The organism is Terriglobia bacterium (assembly GCA_020073205.1).
Taxonomy (GTDB): Bacteria; Acidobacteriota; Polarisedimenticolia; order Polarisedimenticolales; family JAIQFR01; genus JAIQFR01.
Map to the genome: position 1 here is coordinate 25,018 of JAIQFR010000035.1, position 12,871 is coordinate 37,888.

The 12,871-nt window shown below is 70.2% G+C and carries 18 protein-coding genes; 5 read left to right on the forward strand and 13 right to left on the reverse strand.

The window, feature by feature from the left end; all coding sequences use genetic code 11:
- Nucleotides 1-2: 2 nt before the first annotated feature.
- The 4 genes from LAO51_09370 (at nucleotide 3) to LAO51_09385 (ending at nucleotide 2,655) form a co-directional block, all read left to right on the forward strand.
- Nucleotides 3-620: a nucleoside-triphosphatase gene (locus LAO51_09370; GenBank protein MBZ5638948.1), complete on the forward strand. Its 618-nt coding sequence runs from the start codon at nucleotides 3-5 to the stop codon at nucleotides 618-620.
- Nucleotides 617-1,183 (forward strand): PAS domain-containing protein, encoded by a 567-nt coding sequence (locus LAO51_09375; GenBank protein MBZ5638949.1) that lies wholly within the window; start codon nucleotides 617-619, stop codon nucleotides 1,181-1,183. Before LAO51_09370 ends, LAO51_09375 begins: the two co-directional genes overlap by 4 nt.
- A 79-nt stretch (nucleotides 1,184-1,262) precedes the next feature.
- The gene (locus tag LAO51_09380) at nucleotides 1,263-1,970 is read left to right on the forward strand and encodes an AAA family ATPase (GenBank protein MBZ5638950.1); all 708 of its coding nucleotides are present in this window, start codon (nucleotides 1,263-1,265) and stop codon (nucleotides 1,968-1,970) included.
- Between the two features lie 43 nt (nucleotides 1,971-2,013).
- Nucleotides 2,014-2,655, forward strand: coding sequence for a TenA family transcriptional regulator (locus LAO51_09385; GenBank protein ID MBZ5638951.1), 642 nt, complete (start codon nucleotides 2,014-2,016; stop codon nucleotides 2,653-2,655).
- Between the two features lie 27 nt (nucleotides 2,656-2,682).
- Here LAO51_09385 and LAO51_09390 read toward each other — a convergent pair whose 3' ends face one another.
- The 6 genes from LAO51_09390 to LAO51_09415 all read right to left on the reverse strand — a co-directional run bounded on the left by LAO51_09390 (nucleotide 2,683) and on the right by LAO51_09415 (nucleotide 8,140).
- Nucleotides 2,683-3,510 carry a ribonuclease H-like domain-containing protein gene (locus LAO51_09390; protein ID MBZ5638952.1) on the reverse strand — a complete coding sequence of 276 codons (828 nt, stop codon included), beginning with the start codon at nucleotides 3,508-3,510 and terminating at the stop codon, nucleotides 2,683-2,685.
- Between the two features lie 6 nt (nucleotides 3,511-3,516).
- Nucleotides 3,517-4,917, reverse strand: a complete 1,401-nt coding sequence (locus tag LAO51_09395) for a DUF429 domain-containing protein (protein MBZ5638953.1) — start codon at nucleotides 4,915-4,917, stop codon at nucleotides 3,517-3,519.
- Nucleotides 4,918-5,025: 108 nt separating this feature from the next.
- Nucleotides 5,026-5,607: a DUF3501 family protein gene (locus LAO51_09400; protein ID MBZ5638954.1), complete on the reverse strand. Its 582-nt coding sequence runs from the start codon at nucleotides 5,605-5,607 to the stop codon at nucleotides 5,026-5,028.
- A 25-nt stretch (nucleotides 5,608-5,632) separates the two neighbouring features.
- Complete coding sequence (locus tag LAO51_09405; protein ID MBZ5638955.1) at nucleotides 5,633-6,994, reverse strand: hypothetical protein; 1,362 nt, start codon at nucleotides 6,992-6,994, stop codon at nucleotides 5,633-5,635.
- A gap of 199 nt (nucleotides 6,995-7,193) precedes the next feature.
- A complete protein-coding gene (locus LAO51_09410; GenBank protein MBZ5638956.1) occupies nucleotides 7,194-7,610 on the reverse strand; it encodes a rubrerythrin family protein in 417 nt (138 codons plus the stop codon).
- The gene (locus LAO51_09415; protein MBZ5638957.1) at nucleotides 7,571-8,140 is read right to left on the reverse strand and encodes a transcriptional repressor; all 570 of its coding nucleotides are present in this window, start codon (nucleotides 8,138-8,140) and stop codon (nucleotides 7,571-7,573) included. The genes LAO51_09410 and LAO51_09415 overlap by 40 nt, the downstream gene beginning before the upstream one ends.
- 191 nt (nucleotides 8,141-8,331) lie before the next feature.
- Here LAO51_09415 and LAO51_09420 point away from each other — a divergent pair, with 191 nt between their 5' ends.
- Nucleotides 8,332-8,946, forward strand: a complete 615-nt coding sequence (locus LAO51_09420) for a hypothetical protein (GenBank protein ID MBZ5638958.1) — start codon at nucleotides 8,332-8,334, stop codon at nucleotides 8,944-8,946.
- A 57-nt stretch (nucleotides 8,947-9,003) separates the two neighbouring features.
- Here the strand turns inward: LAO51_09420 and LAO51_09425 are convergent, their stop codons facing one another.
- From LAO51_09425 to LAO51_09455, 7 genes are all read right to left on the reverse strand, one after another.
- Complete coding sequence (locus LAO51_09425) at nucleotides 9,004-9,204, reverse strand: hypothetical protein (GenBank protein MBZ5638959.1); 201 nt, start codon at nucleotides 9,202-9,204, stop codon at nucleotides 9,004-9,006.
- A gap of 205 nt (nucleotides 9,205-9,409) precedes the next feature.
- On the reverse strand, nucleotides 9,410-9,841 hold the full coding sequence (locus tag LAO51_09430; GenBank protein MBZ5638960.1) for a DUF3052 domain-containing protein: 432 nt from the start codon (nucleotides 9,839-9,841) through the stop codon (nucleotides 9,410-9,412).
- 362 nt (nucleotides 9,842-10,203) lie between these two features.
- Nucleotides 10,204-10,785 carry a hypothetical protein gene (locus tag LAO51_09435; protein ID MBZ5638961.1) on the reverse strand — a complete coding sequence of 194 codons (582 nt, stop codon included), beginning with the start codon at nucleotides 10,783-10,785 and terminating at the stop codon, nucleotides 10,204-10,206.
- A 7-nt stretch (nucleotides 10,786-10,792) separates the two neighbouring features.
- Nucleotides 10,793-11,080 (reverse strand): DUF1330 domain-containing protein, encoded by a 288-nt coding sequence (locus LAO51_09440; protein MBZ5638962.1) that lies wholly within the window; start codon nucleotides 11,078-11,080, stop codon nucleotides 10,793-10,795.
- Between the two features lie 40 nt (nucleotides 11,081-11,120).
- On the reverse strand, nucleotides 11,121-11,717 hold the full coding sequence (locus LAO51_09445) for a GNAT family N-acetyltransferase (protein ID MBZ5638963.1): 597 nt from the start codon (nucleotides 11,715-11,717) through the stop codon (nucleotides 11,121-11,123).
- A 78-nt stretch (nucleotides 11,718-11,795) separates the two neighbouring features.
- Nucleotides 11,796-12,212, reverse strand: a complete 417-nt coding sequence (locus LAO51_09450; protein ID MBZ5638964.1) for a hypothetical protein — start codon at nucleotides 12,210-12,212, stop codon at nucleotides 11,796-11,798.
- Nucleotides 12,209-12,748, reverse strand: coding sequence for a GNAT family N-acetyltransferase (locus LAO51_09455; protein ID MBZ5638965.1), 540 nt, complete (start codon nucleotides 12,746-12,748; stop codon nucleotides 12,209-12,211). The genes LAO51_09450 and LAO51_09455 overlap by 4 nt, the downstream gene beginning before the upstream one ends.
- Nucleotides 12,749-12,871: the final 123 nt, after the last annotated feature.

Genomic DNA, 12,871 nt, shown 5'->3' on the forward strand with positions numbered 1-12,871 from the left:
GGCTGAGCGGCGACCCGCGAGAGGAGCCTGGCATCGCTCCGAAGATCTTCCTGACCGGCGATCCCGGCTGTGGCAAGACGACGGCGCTCCGCCGGGTCGTCGAGCGCCTGCGCGGCGACGTGCGGATGACCGGCTTCCTGACCGAGGAGGTTCGCGACGGGGCCCGCCGCACCGGCTTCCGCGGCGTGACCCTCGACGGTAAGGAATTCGTGCTCGCGCGCGCGGGCGGGCACGGCCCTTTCCGGCTAGGACCGTACGGGGTGAGCGTCGAGGATCTGGACGCGATCGGCGTGCCCGCGCTGTCTGCCGCGCCCGGGACCGGGCTCGTCGTCCTCGACGAGGTCGGCAAGATGGAATCGTTCTCCGCCCCCTTCCGGGACGCGGTCGAGGGCCTCCTGGCCGGCGATGTACCGCTCCTCGCGACCGTGGCGGCCCATGGGGTCGGCTTCCCCAAGAAGGTGCGGCACGATCCGCGGATCGTCCTGGTGAAGATGGGTCGCGAGAGCCGGGACGCGGTGGTCGGCGACATCCTCCGCAGGCTGGCCGAGGCGGGAATCGGGGCGGGAACCGGCGGGGAGCGCGCGTTCCCACGGCCCGGTCGCGCGGCAAGGGCGAGATGAGCCGGCCCGTCACGGCACCACTCTCGGCGTTGACGCTGGGGGCCGCGGTCCTGGACGCCAGCGGGTCGATTCTCGCCGCGAACGACGCGTTCGCACGATTGGCCGGTGCGGATGGACGGTCGCTTTCGGGGAGGCCGTTCTTCGAGGAGTTCGCAGCGGCGGAGGCCGTCCGGGAGCACGCGAAGAGCTTCCTCGAAGCGTCGGGCCCGCTCGAGGTCGACCTCCAGGTCCCCGCCTTCGGGGCGGCCCTCGGCGATTTCAGGATCCGCATGCGGGCTTTCGATGCCGGAAGCCGGCGGCGTGCCCTGGTCTTGGTGGAAGAAGGCTCGGAGATCATGCGCCTCCGGAGCGTCGAATCGTCCTACGACCGGGCGCTGAAACTGGTGTCCCACGCCCGGCACGAGATCAACAACTCGCTCATGGGGATCCTCGGCCACCTCGAGATCCTGCTGTCGCAGGCCGGCGTCCCCGACTCGATCCGCAAGCGGGCCGAGATCCTGCTGGAGGAGTCGGAAAGGATACGGGACTGCGTCGCCGAGCTGGACTCGGTCCGCAAACGCTGAAAGAAGAGGTTGCACTACCTTCCCGACCGACGTAGAACAACGCCCCTTTGAGGGGCACGAACGCGAGGAGGCCCGCGGCATGACGTGCATTGCCGAGATCCATGAGCGCAGCCCGCTCCGAGTGCTCGATCGCTCGATCCACGGGGGCCTGGCCCGAGGCGAGCTTGGGGTCGTCTGCGCCGGCGCCGGCGCGGGCAAGACGGCGTTCCTCGTGGGCGTGGCGCTCGACGTCCTGCTCCGTGGCTGCCGCGTCCTCCACATCGCGTTGGATCAGCCGGTGGACCGGGTCCGGAACTACTACGACGAGATCCTGGCCGAGCTGTCCCGCGCCGAGGAGCTGGAGAAGCCCGCCGATGCGCGGCTCGTCGTCGAGCGGAACCGGAGAATCCACGCCTACCAGAGGACGGCGTTCAGCATCGAGGGGCTGGCGCGCTCGCTCTCGTTCCTCCGGTCCCACACGGACGTGCATCCGGATCTCATCGTCGTGGACGGTTACGACTGGAGCCACGGGTGCGAGGCCGAGATCGCGTCGCTCAGAGGCCTCTCCCTTGCCGAGGACTCTGTGCTCTGGATGTCGGCGACCCTCGATCGGGAAGGGCCCGTCCCTCACGAGAGCGGATTCCCCCGGCCCGTGGGCCGGTACGAAGCGCTGATCGACGTCCTGCTGCGGTTGAAGGGAGCGGACGGAACCGTGCACCTGAGCGTCCTCAAGGGGCACGGCGGCGCGGCGCCCGACCGGCCCGGGCTCGACCTCGATCCGACCACGCTGCTGCTGGTCAGGCGGTGAGGGACCGGTCCCGCCGCCGGTTATGCACCTTGGGGGAGGCTTCATGAGCGCAGCCAGGATCACGACCGCGGCGCTTCTCGAGCGGCACCGTCCGCTGTGGCACGTCGTGTGCCGCAACCCGTTCATCCTCGGCGTCAGGGACGGTAGCCTTCCGGTCGAGACCTTCGACCGCTGGCTCGTCCAGGATCGCCACTTCGTGGACGGCATCTTCGGCGCGACGAGCAGGACCCTCGCCGTTGCGCCGGCCCGAGATCGGGAGATCCTGCTCCAGGCCCTCCGGCAGCTCCACGAGAACCTCGCCTGGTTCGACCGGTCGCTGGCGCAGCGTCGGCTCGACCTCCGCGTTCCCGTCCACCCGGTGTGCCGGGCGTACGTGGACTACATCGTCGCGCTCGGGTTCGAGGGGTACGTCGTATCGCTCGTCGCGCTCTGGACGCAATACCGTGCGTACCAGGACGCGTGGGCCTGGGCCCGTCCGGGTGCCCCGGAATTCCAGAAGATGATCCTCAATTGGTACTCCCCCGACTACCGGCGATTCGTCAAGAGCATCGCCCGGGCGGCGGATGCCTCACTCGCCGGCGCCTCGCCCCACGAGGTCCGGCGCGCCGAAGAGGTGGCCGTCCAGGTCGCGCAGTACGAGCTGGCGTTCTGGGTGATGACGATGGAGGAGAAGTCCGTGGCCTGAGCCTCGCCGGCCACGGAACCGGAATCCTCAGCCGCCCGGCGTACCGCTCCCGCGGTACCCCTCGATTCGCCGGAGCAGGTCCTTCACCAAGCCGCCGTCGGCGCGGAACGGAATCGAGGGCATCCCGACCTCCCCGATCGGCGCCACCGCGAGCGGGAGTTCCGCCGACAGGCGGTCGTAGGCGTGCGCGAGCAGCGGGATGAGGTGCACCACGTCCTCGAGGCAGTACCGGACCAGGGTTTCGAGGGCGCGCGGGTGGCCACCGACGTGCTGGTCCCAGAGGAGCACCGCGAGGTAACCGTCGGCTCCCTGGATTTCCTCCGGCCGCGCGAGCCCCAGCGTGCGCTCCACCCCCTTGAGCCCTCCTTTGAGGCCGAGACGGTGAAGCGGGTACCGGAGGTCGATGTGGTGGAACCGGTGGAAGTCGATCTCGGGAAATGCGGCGGCGAGGACCGGTAAGTCGAAGCACGAGCCGTTGTAGGTGACCAGGAGCTCGAATCGCTCCAGGACCGTCTTCAGGCGCCCGAGATCGCGCCCCTGGACGAGCGCTTCGACCCGCTCGCCGTCGGACAGTCCCACGCAGGTGATGCCGTCGCGCCCGGGGGAGAGCCCCGTGGTCTCGATGTCGAGGAAGGCGACGCGCCCGGAGAAGGCCGTGGCGAGACGCCACATCTCCCGTCGGGGCAGGTCCCGCGCGGCCCGCTCGGGGTCCAGGCGCGAGGCGATCAGGTCGCGCCAGGGGCCCTCGGGGTGGCCGCGCAGGAACGCGTTCCAGTCGGTATAGCCGCGCTGCCAGAGCCCGCGCTCGCGCCGCTCACCGACCCCCGGGACGTGGACGAACGATCGGGTCAGCAACTCCCGTCACTCGAGCCCGTAGATCCAGCCTTCCTTCCGGACGCGGTCCCCCTGGCCCGGCGCAAGGTCCTCAGGCGTCCTGTCCGTCTCGCCGGAGAGGACCGCCAGCGCGGCGCATCGCGCGGCAGCCACCGCGTCGAGGGCGTCGCGACGCGCAACGCAGCGTCTCAGGAACGGCTGCCCGATCTCCACCGGGAGTCGCGCCGCGCGGGAGAGGGCGTCCACGATCGAGTGCGGCCGGTCCCCAGGGCCGGAAGCCTCGAGGCCGAGCCGCCTCAGGCTCGCGCCCGGGAAGACCTCGAGCAGCAAGCGCCCCTTCGCGCTCTCGAACGGGCGCAGCGCGTAGCGCGACCGCTCTTCCGCGATCATCCGGATCCCCTGGTAAGTCATCGGCCCCAGGTCGGGGTTCACGCGGTGGAGCGGGGAGAACGCCCCGGCGCTCTCGTCGGTGAGCCGCTTGAGCTCCCCGTGCGCGTCCCGGAATTCCTGGAGCGCGATCAGGTAGGTGGGCCGCGACATCCGCTCGAGCTTCCGGGCGAGCGCCCACCACCCCTCCTCGGGGAACGGGCCGCCGAGGAGCGTCTCCGCGAAGGGCACCGGCACGCCGAACGGGAAGTCGAGACCGATCGCCTCCGCGTGCAGGAGCGCCGCGTCGGGATTCCTGAGCTGCGCCTCGAGCCCGTTCCGGCCGGTCGCCTCGAGGCGGACGACCGCCAGCCGCTCCTCCTTCAGCTCGAGCAGCGCGAGCCAGGTGCCGTCTTTCGGATCGCGCATGTCCCCGCTGAAGTCCACCCCGGCGAAGAGCCGCGCCCCCGGGGTCGGCCCCGTCCACATCGGCGTCTGGTGCGCGTCGCTCTCGAGGTCGGTGGCCGAGGTCGGTTCACCGGCGCCCCTCTCCGTCTCGATGCCCCGGTCGGACTCCTCGACGAAGGTCTCGTCGGCGTGGCCGGCCTCGGCCGGCGCCTCGGTCTCGCCGGCCAAAGGCTTGAACCCGGCGACCACCGCGGCGTCGAGGACGCGCCGGAACAGGGAGACTTCCCGCGCGGGCCAGCCCGGGTCGCAGCAGAGGAACACCCGGCCGGGCGCCTCTCCCAAGTCGAGAGGAGGATCGAACCGGTGGGCGGTCTCGAGGTCCACCCAAACCGATCCCGCCCCTCGCGCGCGCCGCATGCCGATCACGCGGGAAATGCCCACAAACCGCTCGGAGCGCTTCGGGAAGGTCTGGCTCGCCGGGTGGTAGACGGCGATCAGGTCGCCGAGCCGCAACCTCGACCCCATCGACTCGAACGCGAGGATCTGGCAGGGCATCCCTTCGTGCCACAGGTTGGGGTACCGTGCCCTCGAGTCGTTCCACTCGAGGGCGCGGATCATCCACCGCGAACGGCGCCGGAAGTCTTCGTTCGGCATGGGTCCCCCTCGTCGTTCCGGACACTGGGTGCGTCGCCCTGAACCTTTAAGTGTACGCCACGAAAGGGCTTCGTGGTAGGGCGGGAGCGTCGATCGTCACGTTTTCCGTCAATCCGGGTCGCTCGCGATCGCCCGCCGGCTCTCCTCCGACAGGACGGCCTGCGCGGCGTAGAGCGAGTGGTCGATCCGGATCCGCACCACGACGCCGTCCTCCTTGAGGAGCCGGCGTCGCGTATCGTCGAGCACCCACTTCACGTACTGGACCGACGACACCTTGTCCTCGTCGATCTGTCCCCGGTCGAACCGTGCGAGCAACGGCGCCGCGGTGCCGATCTCCAGGAACACGTGGCGGTCGATCCCGACGAGCGCGGGAAGCATCGTGGCCCGCTCCTCCGGGGTCTCGTACTCGAACATCAGCGTCGCCGACAGCTCCCCCTCCGCGGGGACGATCGGGGAATACGCCTCGATCTCGTCCTGGAGCGCGCCGGGCCGGTGCCAGCTGTTCTCGGCCCGAAGCATCTCGTGGACCTGATACAGCATCGTGTCCCGGCACTCGAAGTGGAGCGTGCAGTGGTCGCCCACCGCGATACGGCGCCTGTCCTTCTGGACCATGATCCGCCGGCGCGTCTCCGGCCGGAGGCGCTCGTAATCCTCCTTCGACAGGACGTCCCTCGGCTTCAGGCTTTCCATCGGTGTCATTCCCTCCCCGATCCGGTCATTTCTCCGCCGCGGGCGCGGCCACTCGCGTCGCGAAGCCGTCCTCGCGATAGGCCCTGGCGAGGATCTCGACCGGGTGGAGGGCCTTCCTCCCGCACGCCTGCTCGAACTGGATCGCCGCCAGGGGGCAGTCCGTGGCCCACACCTCGGCCCCGGCCTCGCTCATGCCGTCGAATGCCTTCCGGCCGTTCTGGAGCGATTGGTCGAAGTGTTCCCGCTTCATCGCCCACGTGCCGTCGTGGCCGCAGCACTCGGCGACCGTCCTCGGCTCGACCCCCGGAATGCGCCGCATCAGGTCCCGCCCCCTGAAGCCGACGTTCTGCATGCGGAGATGGCAGGGGGCGTGGTACGCCACCGCGCCGGCGGGGGTGCTCCGGAAATCCTCCTTGAACCGGCCGGCCTGCCGCAGCTCGTTCAGGAACTCGCTCACGTCCCGGACCGCCTCGGCGACCTTGCGCGTCGCCTCGTCGCGCCGCCCGCCGTCCGCCCCTCTGAGAAGTTCCGGGTACTCCTGGCGCATCATCAGGCTGCACGTCGGGTTGATCACGGCGATCTTGGCTCCCCTCTCGACGTACGGCAGCAGCAGGTCGACGTTCCGCTTCGCCTGCTTCCGCGCGAACTCCACGTCGCCCCCGTCCAGGGCCGGCATCCCGCAGCAATTCACGTCCGGGCACGAAACCGAGCACTCGTTGTGGACGAGCACCTCGAAGGCCGCTTTGCCGACCGCGGGCCGGTTCCAGTTGACGAAACAGGTGGAGAACAGAACGACCGGGTGCTTCCCCTCCGCGCCTTGCTCGCCGCCCCCCGTCCTCCGACTGAGCCACGCCTGGAACGTCGGGCGCTCGAACCGAGGCAACAGCTTGTCCCGGTGGATGCCCGCCATCTTCTCCATCAGGATCCGGTTCGGCCGGAAACGGTTGGCCCAGTTCGCGAGGCCGGGGACCAGCGTTCCGAGGCGGCCCAACCGGTCCGGGTCGGCGAGCAGCCTCTCCCGCAGGGGGATCCCGCGCTCGCGCCGCCTCACCGCGTTGGCGCGGAGCATGAGCCGAGGGAAGTCCAGCTTGAACGCGTGCCCCTCCGCCTCCGTGTACGGGCAGTTCGTGTAACAGAGCTTGCACTGGAAGCACTGGTCCACGACCTCGAGCCGGGTCGCCTCCGGGACCGCGCGCACCCCGTCGTGCCGGTCCACGGCCTCGAACAGGGTGGGGAACGACTGGCAGAACTTGAAGCACATCCGGCAGCTGTGGCACAGCTCGAACGTGCGCTCGATCTCCTTCGTCAGGGCCTCGCGGTCCCAGTACTTCGCCTCGTTCGGGTTGTACGTCAGCCCGTCGGTCGGCGCGAACTTGATGTCCCCGATCGGAGCCTTCTTTTCGCTCACCGCTCACCTCCCGGCGGGACGTGCGGCATCCTCTCCCAGGGCCCTGTTTCGTCCGCGCCTGCTCTTCCTCTGCAGGCGCGGACGAAACGGAGCGAGCCGCCGCGGCGAATCGCGGACCGGAGAGCGTGCCCTGGGAGAGGATGCCGCACGTCCCGCCGGTCCGGACGGAGCGACTCGCTCAGATCGTGTCCAGCGCTTTCTGGAACTTCCCCGCGTGCGACCTCTCGGCTTTCGCCAGCGTCTCGAACCAGTCGGCGATCTCCGAGAACCCCTCCTGGCGCGCGGTCTTTGCCATGCCCGGGTACATGTCGGTGTACTCGTGCGTCTCGCCGGCGACCGCGGACTTCAACATCTCGGGAACCTCTCCGAACGGCATGCCCGTCGCGGGGTCGCCGACCTTTCGCAGATAGTCCAGGTGGCCGTGGGCGTGGCCGGTCTCCCCTTCCGCCGTGTCGCGGAAGAGGCCCGCGACCTCGGGAAAGCCCTCGATGTCGGCTTGCTTCGCGAAGTAGAGGTACCGCCGGTTCGCCTGCGACTCGCCGGCGAACGCGTACTTCAGGTTCTCCTGCGTCTTGGTGTCCTTGAGCTGCGCCATCGATTCGCCTCCTTCCCTAAGGATGTCGGACGCGGGCGGCGCGATTCCGCGGGCCGCGCCCTCGAGCCTCTATCGGAGCCTCCGGGGCGCACCTCGCCCGGGAGGCAGGACGGACAGATCACGTCGTACTCGAGCCGCACTCCGCCGACGCGCAGCCCCGGCGGCAAGAGCGCCGGCGGCGGCGGAAGAGCGAGCCGGCCGCGTTCCACGTCGAAGATCCGGCCGCAGCCGCGGCAGACGGCGTGGTCGTGCTCCCTTTCCATTCCGTCCACGCGGAGCAGACCGTCGCCGCTCCCGACCCTGCGGCAGAGACCGGTTCGGACGAACGCTTCCAGGGTTTCGTAGACCGTCGACACGGAGAGCGACGGGTGGAAAGGAAGGAGCGCCGCGTGGACCTGCTCGGCCGTCGGGTGCCTCCGCTCGGCCTCGAGGAGCCCGAGGACCGCGAGCCGGGGCGCGGTGACGCGGAGCCCGGCGCGACGCAGCCGCGCCTTGGGGCCCGTTCCCTCGGTCCCGCTCCGCGATCCCATGGCTCCTCTCCCCCTTCCCGTATTTCGGATTCATTCCGATCTTCGCACGTCGTCGCGGCCGAGTCAAACCGGGCCCGGGACGGCGTCGGTCAACCTCGCGACTTGACGGAACCTCCGCGCGCGCGGTTAGACTGTAGGGGCCGGTGCCCCGCACCCGTACCGTGGCGTGGCCCCGGCAGGGAGGTCTCCAGATGTCCACCGAAGCGAAGCCGGCGACGCCGGAGGAGGCGGGACGTCCGCCTCGCCGCGACCCGTTCACGTTGTTCCTGGTCGTGGCCTGCATCGCCCTCGCGGTGCTGGTGCTGTTCCTCGCCCGGCAGAACCGCCAGCTGAAGACGACCATGTCGTCGCTCGCGGAGACCCACCTGCCCGCCGACGCCCTGAAGACCGGCGATACCGTGGAGCCGTTCGTGCTCCTCGGCGTGGCGGGCCGGAAGGACCGGCTCGAGGTCGCGCCGGACGGGCCGACGACGCTCCTCCTGGTCTTCTCCACCCACTGCCCGGCCTGCGAGCGGGCTTTGCCGATCTGGAACGAGTTCCTCGCCGCGGGCCCGCCGGCCGGCGTTCGGACGCTCGGGATCGAGACCGATCGGCCAGGCAAGGGTCCGGAGGTCGGAGGAATCGTCCCCGCTTCCCTCCAATTCCCCTTGTTCAGCGTGGAACAGCCGAACCCGCCGCTCATGGCGAAGGTGCCGTACGTGCCGGCCACCGTGCTCCTCGACGGGCACGGCCGCGTCGTGCGGGTCTGGTTCGGCATCCCGACCAAGGAGCAGCTCGGCGAGCTGAAGGGCCTGGTGTCCGGCTAGCGGACGTCCCGCCGGGTCCGGACCGCCCCGATCCGGCCGGCGCGCCAGAGGGTCCGCTCAGGTCGCGGGCTCTTCGGTCGGCTCGGGAAGGGACGTGAGCCTCGCAAGTTTCCTCACGTCCCCCGTGATCTCGATCAGCCCGCACTCCCGGCACATCATCGCCCGCGTCATGACGGGGGACGTCTCGAGCGTCAGGAACTTCGCCCCCTCGGGGCGGAACGAGGTGCGCACGAACCCGTGCAGCGCTCCGGCCGCCATCGACTCGCTCCCGCATCGAAGGCACTTCGGTGTCGTCACGGTACCCCCAAGCAACCGCCGATCGGAATCCCGGGGCCCGCGTTCGGAGACCCGGCGCGGAGGCCCTGGCTCCTCAATTCCACCAAGGGCTCTATCGTACGCTCGAAGGGTCCTCAAGGAAGCCCCTCTTCGGCGATTTCCGTGCCAGGGTAGCGGGCTCCCCGACCTACCGTCGAGAGGCCCCGGAGGTCTCGCGACGGGCGAACAGGAGCCCCGACCAGGTGGCGTCGACCGCGCAGATCTTGTAGTCGACGAGTCCGGCGGCGAGTCCCACCCGCCGCACGTCCCGCTCCCCCAGATCCGCGCCCGTCCCCGCCGCCTTCTTCGGCCAGACGATCCAGATCCCCCGGAAGTCCTCGCGCGCCGCCATCCCCGCGATCCCCTGCTCGAGAGCCAGCCGGGAGCGCACGAACCAGAGGATCAGGTCGCACCGGCCGCGGGCGGTCGCGGCGACGCGGGCGCCCTGCGGAAGCTCTCCGAGCGTGTCGCGGAACCCTCGAGGCGCTCCGGCGAGGCCCACCGAGCCGCCAGGCTTGATCCCGAGCTTCAGGGGGAGCGGCCGGCCGGAGTATCCGTCGAGCGGCGAGCGGGGAACCACGGGATCACGCGGCGGGCGCGCGATGGCGAGCAGGACGGCCGCCTCGATCCCGCCCCACGTCGCGTAGATCGCGTCGGGCAGCTTCTCCCGAACGCGTGCCGTCTTCTCCGGCGCGCCGCCCACGAAGACGAGCGGGACGTGACGCGTCGCCTTCGAGTGACGAACGGCCATCGCGACGTCCCGCCCGTGCGACGGCAGGCGGTCGAGGTCGATGACGACCGCAGCCGGAGGCTCCGCGCGTATCCCCTTCAGGAACGAAGCGTCCTTCGGCACCTCGAATTCCACACGGTAGCCGGCCGCGCGGAGCAGCGCGGCGCGCTCGCGCCCCTCGGCGGCGTTCCAGTGGATCAACCGGACGCGGCTCACCTCGACCTCGACGCCCTGCCGCGCGTCCCGACGCCCCGGTAGAGCGGCCACGCCTTGGTGGCGAAGAAGAGGCGGATCATCTGGACGTGGTCGTGCCGAGGCAAGACCGCCACCAGCGAGTCGCCGTCGGTGCCGCGGGTCGTGGCGACCCTGTTCTTGACGCTGAGCCGGAATCGGCGGAGGTAGGATGGAAGCGCGGCCCGGTTCTGCCAGGTCCACCCCTCGTACTTGTGTCCTCCGAGTGGATCGGAGAGGCGGATTTTCGCGTACAGCCGCCCCCGATGTTTCGGCAGGGTGGCCTTGGCGAAGTTGATGACGGTCCGGGCGATCGCGGTCCAGGCCGCGATTCGCGGATAGTCCACGGCCTGCACGAGGACGTACCCTCCCTTTCTGAGATCGCTCGGGACGTGGATCAGGAACCACCAGGTGCCGGAGGCCGGGAGGTTGGCGTCGGCGGCGACGTAGTGGTGGATGCTCCCGGAGAACGTCCGGCCGCTGAACTCCCAGTAGGCCCTCTTCTCGACCCGCCCGGGCGTGACGATGATGCGGTCGATGTCGAAGCGGGATGCTCGTCGCATGGCCCCCTCACAGTCCCTCCACCAGGATCATCCTCGACTCGGCGGTCGCGTGCCGCAGCGCCTTCGCTTCGCGATACTCGTCGCACCCCCACCACTCCCTCGCGCGCTCCGCGGTGGGGAACTCCAGGACGACCAGCCGCCCGTGGGGCCAGTGCCCCTCGAGCGTCTCGACCTTGCCGCCGCGCACCACGTACCTTCCCCCGTGCGCGGCGACCGTGGGCGCCGCCATCTTCTTGTACTCCTCGTACCGGATCGGATCGATGATCGTCACGTCCACGATCACGAAGGCCGCCATCGATTCCTCCCGCCGCCGCCGCGGCCTACGAAGCCACCGGTCACGTCAGGCCCAGCTCGTATCTTTCCTCGACCACGTCGGTGCCCCACCGCCGGCCGGGCTTCTCCTCGACCTTCCTGAACCCGGCAGCCCGGTAGAGATGGGCCGCCGCGGTCAAGGCGCCCACGGTCCACAGGGTGACCGACTCGTACCCGTTCACCTCGCAGAACGCGACGGCCTCGCGCAGCAGGCGCGTTCCGAGCCCTCGGCCCCTCGCGTCGGGATCGACCAGGAACCAACGCAGCTGCGCGGCCCGCGGCGATGCCGCCACGATCGCGACGCAACCGGCGAGCCGGCCGTCGATCTCCGCGATCCAGATCCGGTCGCGCGCGGAGCCGGCACGCACGCATTCCGCGAGGGGGCCGGCCACGTAGGCCTCGAACGTGCGGTCGAACCCCAGCTCCAGGGCGTAGAGGACCCCGTGCATCTCGACGATCCGCCCGACGTCCCCCGGCTTCAGCGACGTCCGCAGCGTCGCGGCGTTGGTCGGGCCGGAACCGCTGTCACGGTCTCGCACCTTGCTGACCTCGGCGACCCGGCGCTCGCCCGATCCCGCTCGCCGTACCGGAGGCTCCTCTCGAGGCTCCGCCTCGCCCATTCTCGACGAACCTGCCGGCCTACGGCAACCGGCGGTCGTCGCCGGCTCTACCGGCCGAGTCCGGCCCGCCCTATCCCGTCAGCCGCGCTCGTCCCTCACCAGCACCCAGGTGTTGTGATAGCTCTTCGGTGGACCCTGGTAGGTCTCGTCGGCGACCAGTTCCCCGCCGTCCGGCGACAACTTGTACACGACGACGTTCGTCGCCTCGGTACCGCCCGAGAGGATCCTCGAATGAAACGACAGCGACGCGCCTTCCCAGGCGCACCGGGTGAGGATCTCCGCGGAGTCCTTGCGGCTCACGGTCTCCCGGCCGTCGGTCACGAGCCGCACGGAGAAGACATCTCGGACGTCGCCCGCTGCGTGGGTCCGGGTGAGGACGAAGGCCGGCTCCTCGTGCTCGATGCGGATGACCGTGGAGGAGGGCACTTCGATCTCGAGGCGGCTCCTCTCGAAGTCCGCGCGCCAGATGCCGCTGAAGTCGGGTTGGTCGCTCATGGCGGATCTCCTCCTGGCTTGCGTCTCGTCGGCGCCCACTCCTCCGCGAGGATCGCCCACCGCTCGTGGTCCCGCCACCGGCCACCGATCTTCAGGTAACGCGGCGAGTACCCTTCGCGCCTGAAGCCGAGCCGGCGGACCAGGGCGATCGACGCGCGGTTCTCGGGCTGGATGTTCGCTTCGAGCCGGTGCAGCTTGAGCGTCCTGAAGGCGTGGGCGATCACCAGCCTCATGCCCTCCGTCATGTACCCCTTGCCGGCGTGGGGATGGAAACCGTAGTACCCGAGGTAGGCGCTCCGAAAGTGGCCGCGCACGATCTCGCCGAGATTCACGACGCCGACGATCTCCGCCGTGGCCCGAAGGCAGACGAGATGACTCTCGTGCGCGACGCGGCGGCTCCGCACGACGTACGCGTGGAACAGCATCGCCGACGACGGTGGTTGGACCCAGGGGCGGTGGAAGCCCCGGCTGCGACGGACGGCGGCGAGGAACTCCTCCCGGTCGCCCGGCTCCAAAGCCCGGATGCCCACGCGCATCGGCCGCTCCTCCCCGCTACGCTACCGGGACGGTGCGCGCCGGCGCGCGATCCGCCCGCCGCCGATCGGGGACGGCGGCCTTCTCCCAGCCCTCCGTCCCTCCCGGAACGATCCGGAAGATGG

What these genes read in the sequence shown, in the direction of transcription:
- LAO51_09415 (MBZ5638957.1), bottom strand. Translation starts at nt 8,140, where the DNA reads ATGGGATCGCGGAGCGGGACCGAGGGAACGGGCCCCAAGGCGCGGCTG.
- LAO51_09445 (MBZ5638963.1), bottom strand. Translation starts at nt 11,717, where the DNA reads ATGGGCGAGGCGGAGCCTCGAGAGGAGCCTCCGGTACGGCGAGCGGGA.
- LAO51_09450 (MBZ5638964.1), bottom strand. Translation starts at nt 12,212, where the DNA reads ATGAGCGACCAACCCGACTTCAGCGGCATCTGGCGCGCGGACTTCGAG.
- LAO51_09385 (MBZ5638951.1), top strand. Translation starts at nt 2,014, where the DNA reads ATGAGCGCAGCCAGGATCACGACCGCGGCGCTTCTCGAGCGGCACCGT.
- LAO51_09410 (MBZ5638956.1), bottom strand. Translation starts at nt 7,610, where the DNA reads ATGGCGCAGCTCAAGGACACCAAGACGCAGGAGAACCTGAAGTACGCG.
- LAO51_09380 (MBZ5638950.1), top strand. Translation starts at nt 1,263, where the DNA reads ATGACGTGCATTGCCGAGATCCATGAGCGCAGCCCGCTCCGAGTGCTC.
- LAO51_09400 (MBZ5638954.1), bottom strand. Translation starts at nt 5,607, where the DNA reads ATGGAAAGCCTGAAGCCGAGGGACGTCCTGTCGAAGGAGGATTACGAG.
- LAO51_09425 (MBZ5638959.1), bottom strand. Translation starts at nt 9,204, where the DNA reads ATGGCGGCCGGAGCGCTGCACGGGTTCGTGCGCACCTCGTTCCGCCCC.
- LAO51_09455 (MBZ5638965.1), bottom strand. Translation starts at nt 12,748, where the DNA reads ATGCGCGTGGGCATCCGGGCTTTGGAGCCGGGCGACCGGGAGGAGTTC.
- LAO51_09440 (MBZ5638962.1), bottom strand. Translation starts at nt 11,080, where the DNA reads ATGGCGGCCTTCGTGATCGTGGACGTGACGATCATCGATCCGATCCGG.
- LAO51_09375 (MBZ5638949.1), top strand. Translation starts at nt 617, where the DNA reads ATGAGCCGGCCCGTCACGGCACCACTCTCGGCGTTGACGCTGGGGGCC.
- LAO51_09435 (MBZ5638961.1), bottom strand. Translation starts at nt 10,785, where the DNA reads ATGCGACGAGCATCCCGCTTCGACATCGACCGCATCATCGTCACGCCC.
- LAO51_09420 (MBZ5638958.1), top strand. Translation starts at nt 8,332, where the DNA reads ATGTCCACCGAAGCGAAGCCGGCGACGCCGGAGGAGGCGGGACGTCCG.
- LAO51_09395 (MBZ5638953.1), bottom strand. Translation starts at nt 4,917, where the DNA reads ATGCCGAACGAAGACTTCCGGCGCCGTTCGCGGTGGATGATCCGCGCC.